General features: G+C 39.7%; 18 protein-coding genes. 9 read left to right on the forward strand and 9 right to left on the reverse strand.

What is annotated here, in order from left to right:
• Positions 1-22: 22 nt before the first annotated feature.
• The 6 genes from nrdR to queA all read right to left on the reverse strand — a co-directional run bounded on the left by nrdR (position 23) and on the right by queA (position 6,267).
• Positions 23-472 (reverse strand): transcriptional regulator NrdR, encoded by a 450-nt coding sequence (gene nrdR, locus INT04_RS04490; protein WP_193014940.1) that lies wholly within the window; start codon positions 470-472, stop codon positions 23-25.
• Positions 473-588: 116 nt separating this feature from the next.
• Positions 589-1,557: a protein translocase subunit SecF gene (secF, locus tag INT04_RS04495; RefSeq protein ID WP_193014941.1), complete on the reverse strand. Its 969-nt coding sequence runs from the start codon at positions 1,555-1,557 to the stop codon at positions 589-591.
• Between the two features lie 10 nt (positions 1,558-1,567).
• Positions 1,568-3,415: a protein translocase subunit SecD gene (secD, locus tag INT04_RS04500; RefSeq protein WP_193014942.1), complete on the reverse strand. Its 1,848-nt coding sequence runs from the start codon at positions 3,413-3,415 to the stop codon at positions 1,568-1,570.
• 31 nt (positions 3,416-3,446) lie between these two features.
• Positions 3,447-3,782 carry a preprotein translocase subunit YajC gene (gene yajC, locus INT04_RS04505; RefSeq protein WP_193014943.1) on the reverse strand — a complete coding sequence of 112 codons (336 nt, stop codon included), beginning with the start codon at positions 3,780-3,782 and terminating at the stop codon, positions 3,447-3,449.
• Between the two features lie 85 nt (positions 3,783-3,867).
• On the reverse strand, positions 3,868-5,010 hold the full coding sequence (gene tgt / locus INT04_RS04510) for a tRNA guanosine(34) transglycosylase Tgt (RefSeq protein ID WP_193014944.1): 1,143 nt from the start codon (positions 5,008-5,010) through the stop codon (positions 3,868-3,870).
• Positions 5,011-5,193: 183 nt separating this feature from the next.
• On the reverse strand, positions 5,194-6,267 hold the full coding sequence (gene queA, locus INT04_RS04515) for a tRNA preQ1(34) S-adenosylmethionine ribosyltransferase-isomerase QueA (protein ID WP_193014945.1): 1,074 nt from the start codon (positions 6,265-6,267) through the stop codon (positions 5,194-5,196).
• Positions 6,268-6,374: 107 nt separating this feature from the next.
• On the opposite strand from queA, the gene INT04_RS04520 reads away from it, so the two are divergent.
• The 9 genes from INT04_RS04520 (at position 6,375) to ydhT (ending at position 16,920) form a co-directional block, all read left to right on the forward strand.
• Positions 6,375-6,962: an ACP phosphodiesterase gene (locus tag INT04_RS04520; protein ID WP_193014946.1), complete on the forward strand. Its 588-nt coding sequence runs from the start codon at positions 6,375-6,377 to the stop codon at positions 6,960-6,962.
• A 631-nt stretch (positions 6,963-7,593) separates the two neighbouring features.
• The gene (locus INT04_RS04525) at positions 7,594-8,196 is read left to right on the forward strand and encodes a peroxiredoxin C (RefSeq protein ID WP_193014947.1); all 603 of its coding nucleotides are present in this window, start codon (positions 7,594-7,596) and stop codon (positions 8,194-8,196) included.
• Positions 8,197-8,497: 301 nt separating this feature from the next.
• Positions 8,498-10,258 (forward strand): gamma-glutamyltransferase, encoded by a 1,761-nt coding sequence (gene ggt / locus INT04_RS04530; protein ID WP_193014948.1) that lies wholly within the window; start codon positions 8,498-8,500, stop codon positions 10,256-10,258.
• Positions 10,259-10,870: 612 nt separating this feature from the next.
• Positions 10,871-11,500, forward strand: coding sequence for a ferredoxin-like protein (locus INT04_RS04535; protein ID WP_193014949.1), 630 nt, complete (start codon positions 10,871-10,873; stop codon positions 11,498-11,500).
• A 52-nt stretch (positions 11,501-11,552) separates the two neighbouring features.
• A complete protein-coding gene (locus INT04_RS04540; RefSeq protein ID WP_193014950.1) occupies positions 11,553-13,655 on the forward strand; it encodes an aldehyde ferredoxin oxidoreductase in 2,103 nt (700 codons plus the stop codon).
• Positions 13,656-13,677: 22 nt separating this feature from the next.
• Entirely contained in the window at positions 13,678-14,391 is a 714-nt protein-coding gene (locus INT04_RS04545) for a YdhW family putative oxidoreductase system protein (protein ID WP_226893973.1), read from the forward strand.
• A 66-nt stretch (positions 14,392-14,457) separates the two neighbouring features.
• The gene (locus tag INT04_RS04550; RefSeq protein WP_193014952.1) at positions 14,458-15,129 is read left to right on the forward strand and encodes a 4Fe-4S dicluster domain-containing protein; all 672 of its coding nucleotides are present in this window, start codon (positions 14,458-14,460) and stop codon (positions 15,127-15,129) included.
• On the forward strand, positions 15,126-15,923 hold the full coding sequence (gene phsC / locus INT04_RS04555) for a thiosulfate reductase cytochrome B subunit (protein ID WP_193014953.1): 798 nt from the start codon (positions 15,126-15,128) through the stop codon (positions 15,921-15,923). The genes INT04_RS04550 and phsC overlap by 4 nt, the downstream gene beginning before the upstream one ends.
• A 25-nt stretch (positions 15,924-15,948) precedes the next feature.
• Positions 15,949-16,920, forward strand: a complete 972-nt coding sequence (gene ydhT, locus INT04_RS04560; RefSeq protein ID WP_193014954.1) for a protein YdhT — start codon at positions 15,949-15,951, stop codon at positions 16,918-16,920.
• Positions 16,921-16,996: 76 nt separating this feature from the next.
• Here ydhT and brnQ read toward each other — a convergent pair whose 3' ends face one another.
• The 3 genes from brnQ to phoB all read right to left on the reverse strand — a co-directional run bounded on the left by brnQ (position 16,997) and on the right by phoB (position 20,829).
• Entirely contained in the window at positions 16,997-18,334 is a 1,338-nt protein-coding gene (gene brnQ, locus INT04_RS04565) for a branched-chain amino acid transport system II carrier protein (RefSeq protein ID WP_193014955.1), read from the reverse strand.
• A 483-nt stretch (positions 18,335-18,817) separates the two neighbouring features.
• Positions 18,818-20,116, reverse strand: coding sequence for a phosphate regulon sensor histidine kinase PhoR (gene phoR / locus INT04_RS04570; protein WP_193014956.1), 1,299 nt, complete (start codon positions 20,114-20,116; stop codon positions 18,818-18,820).
• 23 nt (positions 20,117-20,139) lie between these two features.
• The gene (gene phoB / locus INT04_RS04575) at positions 20,140-20,829 is read right to left on the reverse strand and encodes a phosphate regulon transcriptional regulator PhoB (protein WP_023580900.1); all 690 of its coding nucleotides are present in this window, start codon (positions 20,827-20,829) and stop codon (positions 20,140-20,142) included.
• Positions 20,830-21,020 lie beyond the last annotated feature (191 nt).

Genomic DNA, 21,020 nt, shown 5'->3' on the forward strand with positions numbered 1-21,020 from the left:
AATTATTAAAATGAAACCTGAATTAATCTTGTAATTTTGCAATTTCTTCACCAAAATCACGAACATCTTCAAAGCTTCGATAAACGGAAGCAAATCGAATATAGGCTACTTTATCGAGTTTTTTTAGTTGCTCCATAACAAAATTACCAATTTCTTTTGAAGGGATTTCCCTTTCACCCGTTGCTCTTAACTGTGATTTAATATGACTTATCGCAGCTTCAACATCATCTGAACTCACAGGGCGTTTTTCTAATGCTTTAAGCATTCCTCGACGAAGTTTTTCTTCATCAAAAGGCTCACGTATTTCATCACTTTTTACGATACGAGGCATCACCAGTTCTGCAACTTCAAAGGTCGTAAAACGCTCATGACAAACAAGACATTGACGACGACGGCGCACTTGTGAACCATCACCAACAAGTCTGGAATCAATTACCTTGGTATCTACGGCTCCACAAAATGGGCAATGCATAGTTATTCCTACTTTTGACAATACTCATAAACAGTGTACCTGTTCAGTGAACAAAAAACACCCTGTCAGTATACACTGGCAGGGTGTTTGCGATGTTTTATCAGAAAAACGCTCTATTATGGTAAGAGTGTTGTCTGATCTGCACCCTCTTTTTCCACTTTTTGTACAATCAGGTGTTCGCGTTTCATTCCCATTTTCAGTGCTAATGCAGAAGCCACATAAATAGAAGAAACAGTCCCGATTGAAACACCGATTAACATAACCAAAGAGAAACCTTCGAGCATTGAACCACCAAAGATATACAGCATTAATACAACAAGTAATGTTGTTGCTGATGTCATAATGGTACGGCTCAATGTCTGTGTTAGAGAAACGTTCATAATCTCATATGATGTTCCTCGACGGATCTTACGGAAATTCTCACGAATACGGTCTGATACAACAATACTATCATTCAGTGAGTAACCGATAACAGACATTAATGACGCTACAATGGTTAAGTCAACCTCTATGTGGAACAGGGAAAGAACACCCAGTGTGATCACCACGTCATGCGCAAGTGCAATAACGGCACCTAGCGCCAAACGCCATTCAAAACGGAATCCGACATAGATAAGAATACAGATAAGTGCAGATAACAACGCCATTGCCCCTGTTTGAGCCAATTCACTACCCACACTTGGCCCAACAAATTCAATACGTTTAACTACCGCATCGTTATCAACTTTAGCATTGATAACATCGATAATTTTTTTACCTAATTCTTGGCCAGCCTGTCCTTCAACAGGAGGCATACGCACCATAATATCGCGGCTGCTACCAAAATTTTGTAACAGAGGATCTTTGAAGCCTGCTGCATCTAGGCTATCACGCATTTTATCAAGATCGGCAGGTTGACTGAGATTGATCTCAATTACCGTACCACCTGTAAAATCCAATCCCCAGTTAAATCCTTTCACGGAAATGATAGCAATAGAAGCTATCAAAAGCAGAAACGAAATACTAAAGGCGACGTTGTCCCAACGCATAAAGTCAATGACTTTACGACCATGGTTTAATTGTTCAACAGTATAATCCTGTGCCACAACGTGCTCCTTAAATAGACAGTTTCTTGACGCGTTTACCACCATACAGCAGGTTTACAATCGCACGTGTACCAACGATAGCGGTAAACATGGAGGTTGCAACCCCGATAGCGGTAGTGATAGCAAAGCCTTTAATCGAGCCGGTACCGACTGCATAAAGGATCACCGCTGTAATCAGTGTGGTTAAGTTCGCATCAATAATACTGGAGAAGGCACCTTTGTAACCTTCGTGGATTGCTTGTTGTACTGAACGACCATTACGTAACTCTTCTTTGATACGCTCGTTTATCAGTACGTTGGCATCAACAGCGACGGCGAGCGTTAATACGATACCCGCAATACCTGGCATAGTGAGTGTTGCACCAGGTAATAGTGACATTACCCCAACAATTAACACCAAGTTTGCCATTAATGCCGTACTCGCAATAATACCGAATTTACGATAGTAAATGATCATAAAGGCAACAGATGCAATCAGACCCCATAAACACGCTTCCAAGCCTTGCGTGATATTTTGCAGGCCTAAAGTTGGTCCAATGGTTCTTTCTTCAACAATTTGAATTGGTGCAATCAACGCACCAGCACGTAATAATAAAGACAATTGACGTGCTTCATTTGCGTTTGAAATCCCCGTAATACGGAAGCTATTTCCTAAACGTGATTGAATATTTGCAACGTTGATAACTTCTTCACTTTTAACCAATACAGCGCGATCATTTTCATCACGTTTACCGCTGTCTTTATACTCTACGAAAAGTGTTGCCATCGGCTTGCCGACGTTGTCTTTCGTAAAGTTAGACATGATAGAGCCACCTGCGCTATCAAGTGAAATGTTCACTTGTGGTTGACCATATTCATCAGCCTGAGAGGTTGAATCAGTAATGTGGTCGCCCGTTAAAATAACGCGTTTATAAAGAATCGTTGGCATGCCCTCACGGGTATATTTTACTTCTGAGTCGCCCGGAATACGGCCCGTCTCTAAAGCAGAAGGATCAACCACAGTATTGACTAAACGGAATTCTAAAGTTGCCGTTGCGCCTAAAATTTCTTTAGCACGTGCGGTATCCTGAATACCGGGTAATTCAACCACAATTCGGTCAGCGCCTTGGCGTTGAACTAATGGCTCAGCAACCCCTAACTGGTTAACACGATTACGTAAAATTGTGATATTTTGCTGTACCGCATAAGTACGTGCATCACGCAAACGTTCGTCAGTAAAAATAGCTCTTAATGAGTTATTGGCACCATCTCTAAAAATGAGATCTTGGTTACGACGAGTTAGGTAATCTGAAGCTTTAGAGCGATCATCTGAATTACGGAAACGGATTTCAACGCCATAACTATCCGTTTTACGGATAGATGAATACGGAATGCCTTCGTCACGTAATAATGTACGTAGACTTTCAACATTTTGTTCCTGAAGTTTACCTAACGCGGTTTCCATATCAACTTCCATTAGGAAGTGAACACCACCACGTAAGTCTAGCCCCAGTTTCATCGGCTCACCGCCAATGGCTTCTAACCATTTTGGTGTTGCCGGTGCAAGGTTAAGTGCAACAATGAACTGGTCGCCTAACGCAGGCAACAACACTTCACGGGCACGCAACTGAATGTCAGGGTTACCGAAACGAGCCAAAATCGCACCATTTTCAAGTGCAATAGATTTCGCTTCAATTTTTTCTTTATCTAATAAAGATCGAACTTGATCCAGTGTTTGCTCATTGGCGGCGGTTCCCCGCGCGCCAGTGATTTGAACAGCCGGATCCTCACCATATAGGTTAGGAAGTGCGTAAAGCAGACCGATGAGGATAGCGGCTATCAACATCAGGTACTTCCACAAAGGATAACGGTTTAGCACGGCAGTTCCCTTTTCCCTTTGGGGAAATTAATTAAATAGCTTTCATTGTGCCTTTAGGTAATACAGCGGCAACAAAGTCACGTTTGATAGTTACTTCTGTTGTTTCATTTAACTCAACAACGACATAGCCGTTATCTGAAACTTTAACAACACGACCGATTAAGCCACCTGTTGTTAAAACTTCATCACCTTTACCGATAGAATCCATCAGTTTACGATGTTCTTTAGTCCGTTTTTGCTGTGGACGTAGGATCATGAAATAGAAAATCAGAACAAAAATCACTAACATTGGTAAAATAGACATAAAGCTAGCTTCAGGAGCTGCTTGTCCAGCAGAAGCAACAGCATCAGAAATGAAAAAACTCATTCACTTTTCCTCATTGTTGTCGATATCGACGATATTCAAGTTATAAGCCCAATATCATACACAGAATTGGGCTTTCTCGTATACATTAATCACACTTACTCGCACTGCCATTTAGCGGTGGTACGGGTTTTCCAATACGTTCGTAGAATTCGTGAACAAACTCGTCAAAACGTGAGTCTTCAATAGACTGACGAATTTCAGCCATCAAACGTTGATAATAACGCAAGTTGTGGATAGTGTTCAGCCTTGCACCTAAAATTTCGTTACAACGATCAAGATGATGCAAATAAGCGCGGCTATAATTTTTACATGTATAGCAATCGCAATGTTCATCTAATGTTGATGTATCTGAACGGTGTTTTGCATTACGAATTTTCACTACGCCGTCTGTAACAAACAAATGACCATTTCGTGCATTTCGTGTTGGCATGACACAGTCAAACATATCAATACCACGACGAACACCTTCAACTAAATCCTCTGGTTTACCAACCCCCATTAAATAACGCGGTTTATTCGCAGGAATTTGAGGGCAGACATGCTCTAAAATACGGTGCATATCTTCTTTAGGTTCGCCTACGGCAAGGCCGCCGACAGCGTAACCGTCAAAACCAATTTCGACTAGTCCTTTTACGGAGATATCACGTAAATCTTCGTAAACACCGCCTTGAATAATACCGAATAATGAATTTTTGTTATTGAGTTCATCAAAGCGATCACGACTACGTTTAGCCCAACGTAATGACATTTCCATTGAGTTTTTCGCGTAATCCCAATCGGAAGGGTATGGCGTACATTCATCAAAAATCATTACAATGTCAGAACCCAAATCGTATTGGATTTCCATTGATTTTTCTGGGCTTAAGAAAATCTTTTCACCATTAATCGGGTTACGGAAGTGAACGCCCTCTTCTTTAATTTTACGCATTGCGCCTAAACTAAAGACTTGGAAACCACCTGAATCCGTTAAAATAGGACCTTGCCATTGCATAAAATCATGTAAATCACCGTGTAATTTCATGATTTCTTGACCTGGACGTAACCATAAGTGGAAAGTGTTACCTAAAAGAATTTGTGCACCGGTTGCTTTTACTTCTTCTGGTGTCATTCCTTTTACGGTGCCATACGTTCCTACAGGCATAAATGCAGGTGTTTCGACAACACCACGTTCAAAAATAAGGCGGCCACGACGTGCATTGCCGTCGGTTTTATCTAATTCGTATTTCACTCATCCTCCAAGCATCAGAAAAACAGTCCAATGCGAAATAAAAAACAGCACATTCTAATCATTTGTTAGACGGCTGTATATGTTACTTCAATAAAAACCCGTACTTAGTCAAAGGGATTAAGCCATAAAATTGAAATAACAACTCATAAAATGAAGAAAATCGTTAAAAAGAATAGTAACTCTTTATTCTTGTCCGACTTTTTCATTGATAGCTAAAGGGTTATGCGTAATAAACATTGCATCACCATAGCTGAAAAAACGATACTCTTGCTCAACAGCTTCTTTATAAGCATTCATGGTATTTTGATACCCAGCAAAGGCAGAAACCAGCATAATTAATGTCGATTCCGGTAAATGGAAATTGGTAATCAGAGCATCAATAATTTGATATTGGTAACCCGGAAAAATAAAGATTTGGGTATCATCAAAAAAAGGCGCAATTAACGCATTTTTTGTCGCCTTAGCCGCACTTTCTAATGAACGAACAGACGTTGTCCCTACTGCAATAACACGATTCCCTCGCGCTTTACACGCTAACACTGCATCAACCACGTCTTGTGGTACTTCTGCATATTCAGAATGCATCGTGTGTTCTTCAATATTATCAACACGCACAGGTTGGAAGGTTCCTGCACCAACATGCAGTGTGACAAACGCCATCTCAACCCCTTTTTCTCTTAAGGCTTGAAGTAAGGGTTCATCAAAGTGTAATCCCGCCGTCGGGGCAGCAACCGCACCAGGGCGCTCATTATAGACAGTTTGATAAAGCTCTTTATCAGACTCTTCATCAGGACGATCAATATAAGGAGGTAACGGCATATGTCCGATACTATTCAGGATAGTTAAAACATCTCTTTCATCATCAAAGCGAATTTCAAAAAGTGTATCATGACGTGCAACCATAGTGGCTTGTACACTTTCATCTTCACCCAGCACTAATGCAGCACCTTCTTTAGGTGATTTAGACGCTCTAACGTGGGCAAGTACACGATGCTCATCAAGCATACGCTCAACTAACACCTCAATTTTACCTCCTGACGCTTTACGACCATAAATACGCGCAGGGATCACGCGAGTGTTATTGAAAACAAGCAGATCACCAGTATTTATCTTATCTAACACATCGGTAAAAATACCGTGTGATAAAGTGCCTGTCTCACCGTCTAAAGAGAGCAAACGACAACCACTGCGTTGAGGTTGTGGATAGTGAGCTATCAAGGCTTCGGGCAGTTCAAATCTAAAGTCTGATACACGCATAATTAAACGACTACTTTCATAAAAAACAGGCGGACTAGTCTAGTGCTGCCAGCTTATCAGTGCAACAAAGAAGCCCTTTTTTATTCAAAAAGCGTTATGATGATGGGATGAATTATCTTGCTCACTTACATCTAGCCTTTAGAGCAGAAAGCTCTTTATTAGGCAATATGATGGCAGATTACGTCAAAGGCACACCAAGCTCTGATTACAGCCAAGCTGTGGTTGAGGGAATTCGTATGCATAGACGCATTGATGTGCTAACCGACACACACCCGTTAGTCAAACAGGCGCGCTTATTCTTTCCTGAAGAATATCGTCGAGTTTCTCCCATCACCTTAGATGTCTTTTGGGACCACTTTCTTTCTTTAAATTGGTCGATATTTGAGCCTAATCTACCATTAGCTGATTTTATCACTAAGACACGCAATATTATTGAGCCCGATTTATGGCAAACGCCTGAAAAGTTTCAAGAACTCAACGAGTATTTATGGTCACAATCTTGGTTAACCCGTTATGCTGATAAAGCGTATATTGCCCAAACATTGAAAGGAATGGCGAGAAGAAGACCGCGCTTAAGTGCTCTAGCGGGCTCTTACATTGCACTTGAAACCCATTATGACGAATTAAGTGAGATTTTTTGGCAATTTTATCCACAATTGTTAGAAAGAGCACAGCATCATCAACTTGATGACTGATACATTTAACAGCTATTTTGAGAGTCATCTTTTTGTCATTAATTGAGATTACATTTGGTATATCAAACAGATGCCAAGCCAATCCAGCCTGTTATTCGTAACGATTTTTTAACAAGCATAGTATTCATTTTCAAAGTTGATTAGAATAAGCTGTTATACAAGGAGTCATAAATAATCCTACTTTGTTGTATTCAGTTGATAGCTACAATCTATCAAATAGATTGTTCTGTTTGACTTTATCAATAGCGATTGATTATTTATGCTGTATGCATCATTTAAAAACAGGGTAAACACCCTGATTTACATTTAAAACAAGGTATACACCCTGAATTTACTCTAAATAGTTCGAGGTGTAGCTAGGCGACAAGTGAATGAGTCGCTAGGAGCATACAAAAGTATGTGACTAGTGCGAATGAACGCAGTCAACAACGCTACAACTTGAAATATGACGAGTATAAACAGGGTATACGCTCTGAATTTACTCTAAATAGTTCGAGGTGTAGCTAGGCGACAAGTGAATGAGTCGCTAGGAGCATACAAAAGTATGTGACTAGTGCGAATGAACGCAGTCAACAACGCTACAACTTGAAATATGACGAGTATAAACTCTTTCAATTTACAGGAGTACATTATGGTTCTGGTTACTCGCAAAGCCCCTGATTTCACAGCCGCTGCTGTTTTAGGTAATGGTGAAGTTGTTAACGATTTCAACCTGCATTCATTTATCAAAGGCAAACCTGCCGTTATTTTCTTCTGGCCAATGGATTTCACTTTTGTTTGCCCTTCAGAGCTGATTGCATTTGATCACCGTTTTGAAGAATTCAAAAAACGTGGTGTTGAGATCATCGGCGTTTCTATGGACTCAGAATTCGTTCATAACGCATGGCGTAAAACGCCAATTGATGATGGCGGTATTGGTGAAGTTAAATACCCAATGGTTGCGGATATTAAACATGACATCATCAAAGCTTACGGCATTGAACACCCAGAAGCAGGCGTTGCGCTGCGTGGTTCATTCCTAATTGACAAAGAAGGTGTTGTTCGTCACCAAGTCGTTAACGATCTACCGTTAGGTCGTAATATCGATGAAATGATCCGTATGGTTGATGCACTTCAATTCCACGAAGAGCACGGCGATGTTTGTCCTGCACAGTGGGAAAAAGGTCAAGAAGGTATGGGCGCATCTCCAGACGGCGTTGCTAAATATCTGAAAGCAAACTCTAGCAAACTGTAATATTTAGGTAAGCTAATGTATTTCTAAAAGCCTGTGAAAACAGGCTTTTTTATTGATTATCGCAGCACTTATCTATTCTTAGATCATCCCCTTATTGCCATTATTAATTATCCATAATCTTATTATTTACCAGCTTAAAGAGAATTTTGTGATCATCACTGCAAAAAAATTTCTTCTCATTAATAACCTCTCTCTATACTTATTGTTACGCAATTGTTAATTAACATTAATAACAGCGTATACTACTTCTATCTCACTTGCTTTAATTTATGATAACTCGCTGTTATTAATGGAGATAATAATGATTACTATAAAAAGAACTCACTTGCTGTTACTCACTGCCCTTTTTTCTCATTCACTCTATGCAGCCTATGAGCCTGCCGTTGAAGCACAACAAGGTATGGTTGTCTCTTCTCAACATTTAGCCTCACAAGTCGGTAGCGATATCTTACAAAAAGGAGGAAATGCCATTGATGCAGCTGTTGCTGTTGGTTATGCACAAGCGGTCGTAAATGCCTGTTGTGGTAACATTGGTGGTGGTGGCTTTATGACAATACACCTTGCTGATGGCACAAATACCTTTATTAATTTTAGAGAAACAGCCCCCATTACGGCTTCTAAAAATATGTATTTAGATAAAGAAGGTAATTTGATTAAAGAGGCCAGTTTGTACGGTTATCTCGCCTCAGGTGTACCTGGTACAGTCAAAGGCCTTGATGCTGCATTAGAAAAATACGGTACACTTTCACGCCAAGATGTCATGGCTCCTGCCATTAAACTTGCAAGAGAAGGCTATATTTTAACGCGCGCTGATACGGATGTATTAGAAACAACAACAGAGCGCTTTAAACAAGATCCTGAATCAGCAAAAATTTTCTTAAAACCAAATGGGACGCCATGGCAGCCGGGTGATCGTCTAATTCAGACTGACTTAGCCAATACACTTGAACTGATTGCAAACCAAGGGGCTGATGCATTTTATCAAGGTGAAATTCCTAAAAAAGTTGAAGAAGCGTCGAAACAACATAATGGCCTGTTAACTCAAGAGGATTTTGCTAACTTCACTATTACAGAAATCAAACCTATCACCTGTACTTATCGAGGTTATGAGTTTATTTCTGCACCACCTCCAAGTTCAGGAGGTGTCACTATCTGTCAAACGTTAAATATTTTAGAAGGTTACGATCTTAAATCGATGGGGTTTAACTCCGCTGAATATGTTCATACTCTGACAGAAGCAATGCGCCATGCTTATATGGACAGAAATACGTTTCTTGGTGATCCTCAATTTATTAAAAATCCAACAGAAAAATTATTAAGTAAAACCTATGCCACTGAACTTCGCCAACAAATTAAACCGAATAAAGCAACGCCATCAGAAAATGTACAACCGGGCATAGCACCTCATGAAAGTCCTGAAACAACACACTATTCTGTTATGGATAAAGACGGCAATGCTGTTTCGACCACTTACACCATTAATGGTCGTTTTGGTGCCGTTGTTATTGCTTCAGGCACTGGTTTTTTCCTCAATAATGAGATGGATGATTTTACAACCAAAGTGGGTGAAAAGAATCTCTATGGTTTAGTGCAAGGTGAACGCAATAGCATTGCACCATTAAAACGCCCACTATCATCAATGAGCCCAACGATTGTGACTAAAGAAGGCAAACCTTTCCTTATTTTAGGATCGCCGGGAGGTTCTCGTATTATCTCAATCACCTTACAAACGGCACTTAATATCATTGAGTTTGGTATGCCACCACAAGAAGCGGTTAATAGCCCTCGTATTCACCATCAATGGTTACCGGATGAGGTTTATTATGAGCAACGAGGATTATCAAAAGACACTTTAGAAAAACTCTCAGCCATGGGATATAAAATGATAGAACAAACCCCATGGGGAGCGGCTGAACTCATTATGGTCGGGCTTCCTGGAGAAAAAGGTGTTATCCCTGCATCATCAGGTAATGATTCTGCTGTTTCTGGTGCGGTACGTGAAAGTTATCTTTATGGATCAAATGATGTTCGCCGCCCAGCAGGTAAAGCGGTGGGTTATTAATCACTAAACTACAGAATAATATTAATATAAGAAACCTTCTCTTGATTAGATAAGGTTTCTTTTTTTATAAAAATGATCTAGTCATGGTTTTACAATTTATTCATATATAATTCTATTAATAATAATCAATCCTAATTTTTTATTAAATAAATAATTAACATCAAATATCAATTTATTATTAAAATAATAATATTAGATAGAATATAAGAGCAAATCACCGTTAATATCACTTCAATAATAGAATATATATAAATGGTATTTATTCTCTTTCTTAATTACAGATAAAAATAATAATCATTTAATTAAACTAAATTAATAACACTTACTATTTTTATTTCTATGATAGCAATCACAGTATTAATTTTTTAATAACCACACTATCAGAGAGGATAATAAAAATACGTAAGAAATGGATATAACACATTGTAAATACAAATATTTAACATTTAACCACACCGTATTTTTATCATAAAAAGAGTTGAAATCTATAATATATCTTCTGCTGATATCGTTATTGTATTTTTTATATAACGCTAAAGCAAGCGGATAAATAAAGAATTTATCATCACAACTTATTTCTTATATAAATTAGTTAAGCGGAGATAAATATTAATGTCTGATAAACATCATCGTCCACTATTAGATATTGGACTATCAAGACTAGAGTTTCTGCGAATATCCGGTAAAGGACTGGCAGGGATCACAATAGCACCCGCACTGCTTTCTCTTTTAGGGTGTAAGCAAGAAGAAATAGACAGCGGTATCATTCAATTAACCACAACCCCTAAAGGTGTTTTAGTTACAAATCGAGCACGTTGCACAGGTTGTCACCGTTGCGAAACGGCATGTACAACATGGAATGATGGCAGCGTTGGTTCTTTCTTCTCTCGTACTAAAATTCACCGTCATTTCTATTTTGGTGATAAAGGTATTGGCTCCGGCGGTGGGCTTTATGGCGATTTAAACTTTACAACGGATACTTGTCGCCAATGTAAAGATCCAGAATGTATGAAGGTCTGCCCAGTAAAAGCGATCCGTTATCAAGAAGAGTTTGGCTGTATTGTCGTCGATACGCGTCGTTGTATTGGCTGTGCGGCCTGTACAACCGCTTGTCCTTGGATGATGGCTACCGTCAATCCACAAACTAAAAAATCCGGCAAATGTAATTTATGTGGTGAGTGTGCATCAGCGTGCCCAACAGGTGCTCTGCAAATCATTGAATGGAAAGAAATTACTGTTTAATAAATCCAGATAATCACATCACTGAACCACATTTAGATTAGGAAGCAATATTATGATTAACGGCTGGACTGGAAATATTCTAAGAATCAATTTAACCACCGGTGCCATCACTCGTGAAAGCTCAAGCAAATTTAAATCCTTAATTGGAGGGATGGGCTTTGGCTACAAAATTATGTATGACGAAGTTGCCCCCGGCGTTAAACCTTTTGACGAAGAAAACAAAGTTGTTTTTGCTGTGGGCCCATTAACGGGTTCGGGCGCGCCTTGTAGCTCTCGCGTTAATATTACCTCTCTTTCTACTTTTACACGCGGTAATCTCGTCGTTGATGCCCATATGGGGGGTTTTTTTGCGGCATGGATGAAATTTGCGGGCTACGACTCACTGATCATTGAAGGTAAATCAGATAAGCCGGTTTGGATCCATATCGATGATGACCAAGTTTCTATTGAAGATGCCTCTTTCTTATGGGGTAAAGGGGTGCGTCAAACCACAGAAGAGCTGTGTGCTCAGACAAGCCCTGAGGCCTGTGTTGCAACCATTGGCCCTGCGGGCGAAAACCTCGTGCCTTTGTCTGGGATCATTAACAGCCGTAACCACAGTGGTGGTGCGGGTGTTGGTGCGGTCTTAGGTTCTAAAAAATTAAAAGCTATTGTTGTTGAAGGTAGTCGTGGGGTTAATGTTGCCGATCGTAAAGCGTTAAAAGAACTTAACGACTACATGATGACACAACTGATTGGCTCTAATAACAACCACGTTGTACCAAGCACACCACAATCTTGGGCTGAATACTCAGATCCAGGCTCTCGTTGGACTGCACGTAAAGGACTGTATTGGGGTGCGGCAGAAGGCGGCCCAATTGAAACAGGGGAAATTCCTCCTGGTGATATCAATACTGTTGGTTTTAGAACCATGAAATCGACCTTTGACTTAGGCCCAGAAGCCGAAGAATACACTGTAAAAATGGGCGGTTGCCACTCTTGTCCTATTCGCTGTATGGCACAGCTTAACGTTCCACAAGCGAAGAAATTTGGTGTGCCACAAACAGGTGGTAACACTTGTGTCGCTAACTTTGTTCATACAACCATTTTCCCTAATGGCCCTAAAGATGTTGAGAAAAAAGGGGATGGTAATGTTGTGGGTAACCTTGTTGGCCTAAATATTTTTGATGATATGGGATTATGGTGTAACTACGGTCAACTGCATCGTGACTTCACTTATTGCTATACCCACGGTGTCTTTAAACGTGTACTTTCTGAAGAAGAATATAACGATATTCCTTGGGATAAACTGGAAGAAGGCAACCCTGAGTTTATCAAAGATTTCTATTACCGCTTAGCGCATCGTAAAGGTGAATTTAGTCACCTTGCTGATGGCTCTTACCTGATTGCGCAACGCTGGAATTTAGGTGAAGAGTATTGGGCTAACAAGAAAAATAAACTTTGGTCCCCAATGGGCTTCCCAATTCACCATGCTAATGAAGCTTCCGCTCAAGTTGGTTCTATCGTTAACTGTATGTTTAACCGCGATGCGATGACTCATACTCATATCAACTATATCGGTAGTGGTTTACCGCTAAAACTGCAAAAAGAAATTGCGGGTGAGCTATTTGGCTCTGGCGATGCTTTTGATGAAACCAAAAATTATACACCTATCAATAAAGCCAAAATTGCTTATACCAAATGGACACTGTTACGTAGCTGCTTACACGATGCCGTCACTTTATGTAACTGGGTATGGCCGATGACCGTTTCACCCCATAAGAGCCGTAATTATCGTGGCGATTTAGAAATGGAAGCTAAGTTCTTTACTGCCATTACAGGTGAACCGACAACGTCTAAAGATCTCGATTTAGCTTCAGAACGCATTTTCACCTTACACCGCGCTTATACCGTTAAATTAATGAATACGATGGATATGCGTAATGAACATGACCAAATCTGTTCATGGGTATTTGATAAAGATCCTGATATTCCGGTCTTTACTGAAGGTACAGACAAAATGGACAGAGAAGATATGAAACTTTCTCTCACCATGTTCTATGAAGAAATGGGCTGGGACCCACAATTAGGTTGCCCAACAAAAGAAACGTTGGTTCGCCTTGGATTACAAGATGTTGCAGACGATTTAGCGTCTCGTGGTTTATTACCAAGTTGATGGGTAAAAGAAGGAGATCATGATGATAGAACAAAATGCATCGGCTTCTATACCACCTGATATCGCTGATGATGTAGATATTGCGTTAGAACAACCCGATATTTCTCGTCGCCGTTGGCTACTGCCACTATCAGAAACAGGTGTTGGGCGTATCTCTAACACCTTAACTGATATTGCAGAAGAATCGGCTGAAGAAGTCGCAACGTTATCTGCTGAACAACATCTAGCGAATGCGATACGTCAATGTTCAAAAGAAGGTGAACTATTAGCTATTTCAACGCTGTATGATGCGCCCTATTCACTAACAACTGAAGATATTGCGCAATTAGAAACTGCGTTAAAAAGCGACGAGTTTATTGATATCGCCCATTTAAGTCTCAATGGTGAGAATTATTTCTACTCTGATCAATTTATGTCGGATAACTTCGCACAACTGCAATTATTAAATCGCCACGCGGATATTTGTACTGCAATTGCGGGAGTTGTGCGTTTTGAGTGTGAAACCTATCCTCGTCCATTGAAACAAAGCATGTTGATGTCTGAACCTTTTCATTATACGGCTTCAGAGATTGAAGATGCACTGACACTGATGAAAGCTCACCCTGACTTTCAAGATATTCAGCAAGTTTTAGCCTCTAACGATGCTCCTTATCTCTTTAGTAACACACTAATGAGCTATGGAAAAGCACGAGGCTTAACTGAATGGATAGAGGTAGAACAACATGAAAACCCTTAATGTTCTGCCTTATCGACGAAATGCAATGTGGGAATTACAACATCATCAGACTGAGGAGCAAAAATAATGCGTGTTTCTCGCCGTAAATTTGTAGCAGGCATGGGATCGGTCATTTTTTTCAGTGCGCCACTAGGAAGTGCACTTGCGGCAAGCGCAGAGAAAAAACCTATCCGTTATGCCATGATCCATGATGAGACGCTCTGTAATGGCTGTAATATTTGTGCCACTGCATGCCGTCGATTAAATAAAGTGCCAACAGGAATGGCAAGAATGGATATTGCTCATATTCCATTAAGCCTAAAAGAAGACAACGACAAATACCATTTCTTTAGACACTCTTGCCAGCAATGTGAAGACGCACCTTGCATTCCTGTATGTCCTACAGGTGCATCTTGGCGTGATGAAACCAATGGTATTGTGCGTGTTGATAAAGAGAAATGTATTGGCTGTAGCTACTGTATATCAGCGTGTCCATATCAAGTTCGTTATCTTAACCCTGTTACACATGTTGCTGATAAATGTGATTTCTGTCTTGAGTCTCGATTACAAAAAGGGTTTCCACCGATTTGTGTGAGTGCGTGTCCACAAAATGCCTTGTTATTTGGCAAAGAAGACAGCCCTCAAATTCAAGAGTGGCTTAAAACACACGATTACTATATTTATCAACTCGATGGCGTAGGGAAACCCCATCTCTATCGTCGTGTAGGGCCTCATGCTAAAGAGGAGGGTAAAGTATGAGTATCGTCAATACAATGCCAGACAGCACTCAATTTCAAGCAGCACTCAAAGAGTATGTCTTAATCTATACACCTGACTATTTACCACTTTGGCTTATTGTCGCCGGTGTCTTGATTATTGGTATGCTACTTGTACTCGCACTTCATGGCTTTTTGCGTTATCGCTTTGCCACACCACATGGTGAGTCGCACAAAGAAGAGAAGCTCTATCTTTACTCTAAAGCGGTGCGTTTATGGCACTGGAGTAATGCCTCTTTATTTATTTTATTGCTCCTTAGCGGTGGCATTAACCATTTTGCCCTACTTTCTGCGCACGATACGGCGTTATTGGTCAGTGTGCATGAGATCTGTGGTTACCTGCTGTTAGTTTGCTGGTTATCCTTTGTCTTGATTAACCTTGTCGGGGGTAATGGTAAATTTTACCGCATTGATGGGAAAAACTGGTTTCAACGTGCCTTTATGCAAACTCGTTTTTACCTCTATGGGATAATTAAAGGGGAAGATCACCCTTTCCCAGCGACACAAAATGTAAAATTTAATCCACTGCAACAAATGGCCTATTTAGGTGTGATGTATGCATTAGTTCCACTTCTATTAATCACAGGCGTGTTACTTCAAAATCCTACATTTATTCCTGCTGATGCTGTGATGTTTAAAGCATGGTTATTAATCGCACATCAAATATTAGCCGTATGTAGTGTCTTTTTTATCTTGGGTCACCTTTATTTGTGTACAACGGGAAGAACACCGTTCCAAACGTTTCGCAGTATGGTTGACGGTTACCACAGACACTAATTAATACCTAGATTTAGGAGCTTATATGTCAGTCCCTTCAAAGGAAAATATTATATTAACAAAAGAAGACTTACGACAACTGCATGTTTCAACTTCGCTTTATCGTTGGTTTTTACGTTATTTTCCTGATGGAGGCACTTACAGTGCTATCCATTGTGAGTTGATAAAACAGCGCCGTACACAGTGGATAGAGAGCTTTATTCAATATGTTTATTTACGTCATTTTAGTGAAGCATCCTTTGCCAAACAGGAACAAGAAGTCATGGAAAACATCTTGTTCCTGCTCGGCAATGAACAACAACAAGGTGTCACATTACAACGCTTGCCATACCACAACACTTTACCAACCTCTGAAAACATTCAATTCTCTACCGAATGGCATCAATTGATCCTAAAAAGCCAGCAACTAAGCACAGATCTTGCTTTATGTGGCAGTAATAATATTGTGGCTTTTTCTGGCGATGAAAACAGCATTGCCAACACAGGCTATAGCAATCAATTGATGAACACAGGATTTGCTGGAAAAGTCTGCAATACAGGTAATCAGTGTCGTATTGGTAGCTTAGGAGGGCGTTCTCGCATTTGTAACAGTGGTAACGATGTCAAGATTTACGCATCAGGCAATGGTGTTCATATCGCAAACAGTGGTATGCGTAATTTTATTACTGCCTCTCAAGATCGCGCAAAAGTTTCTAACACGGGCGATTTAGCGCAAATCAATGTCACAGGAAACAACGCGGTTGCAATTAACACCGGTGATAACTGTAAAATCACGGTATCTGGTGATAACAGTATTTGCATCTCAACGGGTCATCTTCATCAATTTTGTTTAGGAGAAGGCGGCTGTGCCGTGATTGCTTATCATGATGGCAATCGTACTCGCTTTAAAATCTTCTATGAAGGTGAAGAGGGTATCGTCGCCGGTATTCATTACTATTTAGATGAAAATCAGCATCCTATTGCGGATATAAAACAGGGCTCTACTTTTATTAATTAATACCTCAAACATATACCATTAAAAAAGGGAAACTTTCGCTTCCCTTTTTACGTTTAATATCAATGTACTTTATGGCTTATTTCGTTATTTCTGTATGGATCACTTTTTTACTATTCGAGCCTACGACTCTGTCATAAATACCACAGACTACAATGGTGACTAATACCGGAATTAACCACGCTAAACCTTGTTCGCTTAACGGTAATTTAGTTGCCCACTCAGGTAATAAATGCTTCAAATAATCAGAGGCTTTTATTGCATCAAAAACACCGAAAAACAGGCTAACGGCCATTGCTGGAGCAATAATACGAGTGGGATTATTCCACAAACGTAAAGTGAAACTCATCAAAATAATCACAATACAAGGTGGATAAATCATAATCAGCACAGGAATAGAAAACGCAATCAGTTTACTTAGCCCTAAGTTTGATACTACTGCTGAGAATATCGCTAAAATTAACACCAATGTACGATAAGAAATGGGCAAGTAACGACTAAAGAATTCAGCACAGGCACAGGTTAAACCAACCGCGGTTACCATACAGGCTAAGAAAATCAGTATAGCTAAAAAGAAGCTACCAAAGTTACCAAAAGTATATTGAACATAGGCATGTAGAATATCAGCACCGTCTTGCGCCCCAGGAATAATACTGCCACTACTAGAACCAAGCTTAAATAAGCTCAAGTAAATTGCCGTTAGCAATACCCCCGCAATAATACCTGCCCACATGGTATAACGCGTTAACAGTGACGAATTATCAATACCACGAGAGCGCGCAGCATTAACAATGACAATACCAAACACCATTGCACCCAAGGTATCCATAGTCAGATAACCATTAATAAAACCCTGAGTTAACGCCATATCACGATAAGCCTCTGTGGCAGGAATAGCACCACCCGCAGGCCAAAATACAGCAGCTAAGCCTAATACTGCCAATGCTAAAATTTTAATTGGGGCAAGAATATGGCCTACGCTATCTAATAATTTACCGGGATAAAGCGAAATGCCGATAACAATTAAGAAATAGACAATACTGTAAATCAATAATGACATTTCGGTATCACCCACTAAAGGTGCAATACCGACTTTAAAAGAGACGGTTGCTGTACGCGGTGTAGCAAAAAGAGGACCAACAGCAAGATAAGCAACAATGGCTAATAATAGCCCCATTGATTTACCAATTGGCGTGCTTAATGCTTCAATACCGCCTCCCACTTTTGCCAATGCAACAATGGTTAATACGGGTAAACCGACACCCGTAATAAGAAAGCCTATTGCGGCAGTCCAAACAAATTCACCGGATTGTAAACCGACCATGGGAGGAAAAATAATATTGCCAGCCCCAACAAAGAGGGCGAAGGTCATAAACCCTAATGCCAGAATATCTCTGGACGTTAATCTATGTGCCATAAGTTTTGTTAATATATAGTTACGAAAATGGTTGGATTACGCTAAAAAGAAGAAATAGCGTAACATCAAATCAACAATGTCTATTTAAGTTTAGATCGTTATTATTTAGGATAATATCCACATAAAATCATTTTATGTGGAGCAATGATGTCTCAAATAGAAAAAATCGCCGATAACTGGCTACAAGTAAAACTTTTATAATGGAAAAAGGCAATAGCCAATCTAAAAACCAGAATAATCATCTAAACTATTTTTCAGAGCTAGTTATTACTATCATATATCATCGAATATGCACGATATGATTTGTGCATTTTATCACCAAGAATATAGGGTGTTAGCCTTATTTAAAGTTCTGATTAATTAATAATATTAAAATTTAACACTACGATATTAGTTTTTATTGATATCGAAAAAGTCGATAAAGTACAAAAGCCGTTGTCACTAATTTAGAAAAATAAGTGATAACGGCTTTAAAAGATGAGATTAGTGTGCTTTTTTAGCAAACAACAAGCTTTGAGGTAAAATAAAAGAGAAAGTACTTCCGCTTCCCACTTTACTTTCAATATTCAATTGTGAGTGATGATGGAGAAGTGATTTTTTCACAATCGCTAGCCCTAATCCTGTACCACCAGAATGGCGAGAGCGGGCTTTATCAACACGATAAAAACGCTCTGTTAAACGCGTTAAATGTTCTGCGCTGATCCCTAAGCCATTATCTGAAACACTAAATAACATCCCTTGTGGAATTTTCTTCCAACTGACTTTTATTGTTGTGCCTTCTTCTGTGTGATTAATCGCGTTATACACTAAGTTAGAAACAGCACTACGCAGTTGCTCTTCATTACCACGCACAGCCCATTGCTCATCAATATCAAAGATAAAGTGATGCTGTCCTTGACTTAATGAATCAGCCTCTTGTTGTAACAGTATTAAAATAGCAGGAATATCAACCACTTTAGTTAAATCAATATGAGGGGCAGATTCAATACGGGAAAGTTGTAAAAGCTGTTTAACTAATGTATCCATACGCTTAGCTTGCTCTTGCATTGTCACAATCGCTTTGTGTTCTGTCGGTTTTTCTACACTATTTTCTTCCATCATTTCAAGATAACCCTGAATAACCGTTAACGGTGTTCTTAACTCATGGCTAACATTGGCAAAAAAATCGCGTCGAGCATTTTCTAACTTATTTTTTTCTGTGACATCTCGCGCCACCATTAAACGCTGATCGTCACTGTATGGCATGACTCGAAACTCAACAATAGAGCCATTATTAAGTGAAATCGTTAAAGGATGACTAAAATCACCTGCAGTAAAATAGTGCAGAAAATCAGGGTAACGTAATAAGTTAAAAATATTTTGCCCATTATCATCTGGCCAACGAAAACCTAATAAATGCTGGGCAAGGCTATTACACCAAAAAATATTACCTTCATTGGTCATCATTACGACGGCATCGGGTAAGCTTTCAGCACCACTTCTAAAACGTTTAATTAAATCACCCAGCTCTCGACGTCGTTTACGATTGCGTTGTTGGGTTTGTCGAATGCCATAAAAAATAGGCTCCCACCCTCCTCTGCCTTCAGGTGGCAATACAGAACGGTCTAACCACAACCATTTAGATAATTTCAGTAAATTATAGGCATGCCAAGCAAGCGCGCTCAGTAGTGACGCCACCAACAACCAAGAAAGATGACCGATAAAAAGTGATAATATAAAAGCAGGTAAACAAAATAGACATAGCCCCCAAACGAGGGCTTTCCACGATAGTCGTTCTAACACCTGGCGATTACTCCCATAGTGACTTAGAAACGGGCAGAAAAACGATATCCCGTTCCGCGTACTGTTTGTATCATTCTGTCGTGACCATCTTCTTCAATAGCTTTACGCAAACGACGGATATGCACATCAACGGTACGGTCTTCAACATAAACATTCGTTCCCCAAACATAGTTTAGCAGTTGTTCCCTGCTGTACACACGTTCAGGATGTGTCATAAAAAAGTGCAGGAGCTTAAATTCAGTAGGGCCCATATCAATCGGTTTATCTTGACTGGTGACTCGATGAGAAACAGGATCAAGACCTAATCCATTAAATTCAATAATATCTTCTGCTGACATGGGTGATAAGCGTCGTAAAATTGCTTTTACGCGTGCAACAAGCTCTTTAGGTGAAAAAGGTTTGATCACATAATCATCCGCACCTGTTTCTAGGCCTTGGACTTTGTCTTCTTCTTCCCCTTTTGCTGTTAGCATAATAATGGGAATATCACGGGTATTACTTTCCCGCTTCATCTGTTTTATTACCTGTAAGCCCGATCCCCCGGGGATCATCCAATCCAATAAAACCAGATCAGGGTAAGGATCGATAAGGAAACTCAATGCAGAATCATAATCTTCTGCTTCAATAGGTTGAAAACCATTTTGTTCCAGAACAAAACAGATCATCTCTCGAATTGCGGTTTCATCTTCAACAACAAGAATACGCCTTGCCATACTCTATCCTGTTTAATGTATATAGAGGGTCAAAATGATTATGATGCACTTTTATGACAGATTTATGACTAACCTTAACATTACTGAAATACCCCCTTATTGTTAAGGTAAATAAATTATTTTTTGGTGAAATATCACTCAAAAAAGGGCTTATTGTTGAGTTTTCACTAAAAAAGCAAGGTGCGCTATAC

The sequence above is a fragment of the Proteus sp. FME41 genome, from assembly GCF_014897315.1.
Lineage (GTDB): Bacteria > Pseudomonadota > Gammaproteobacteria > Enterobacterales > Enterobacteriaceae > Proteus.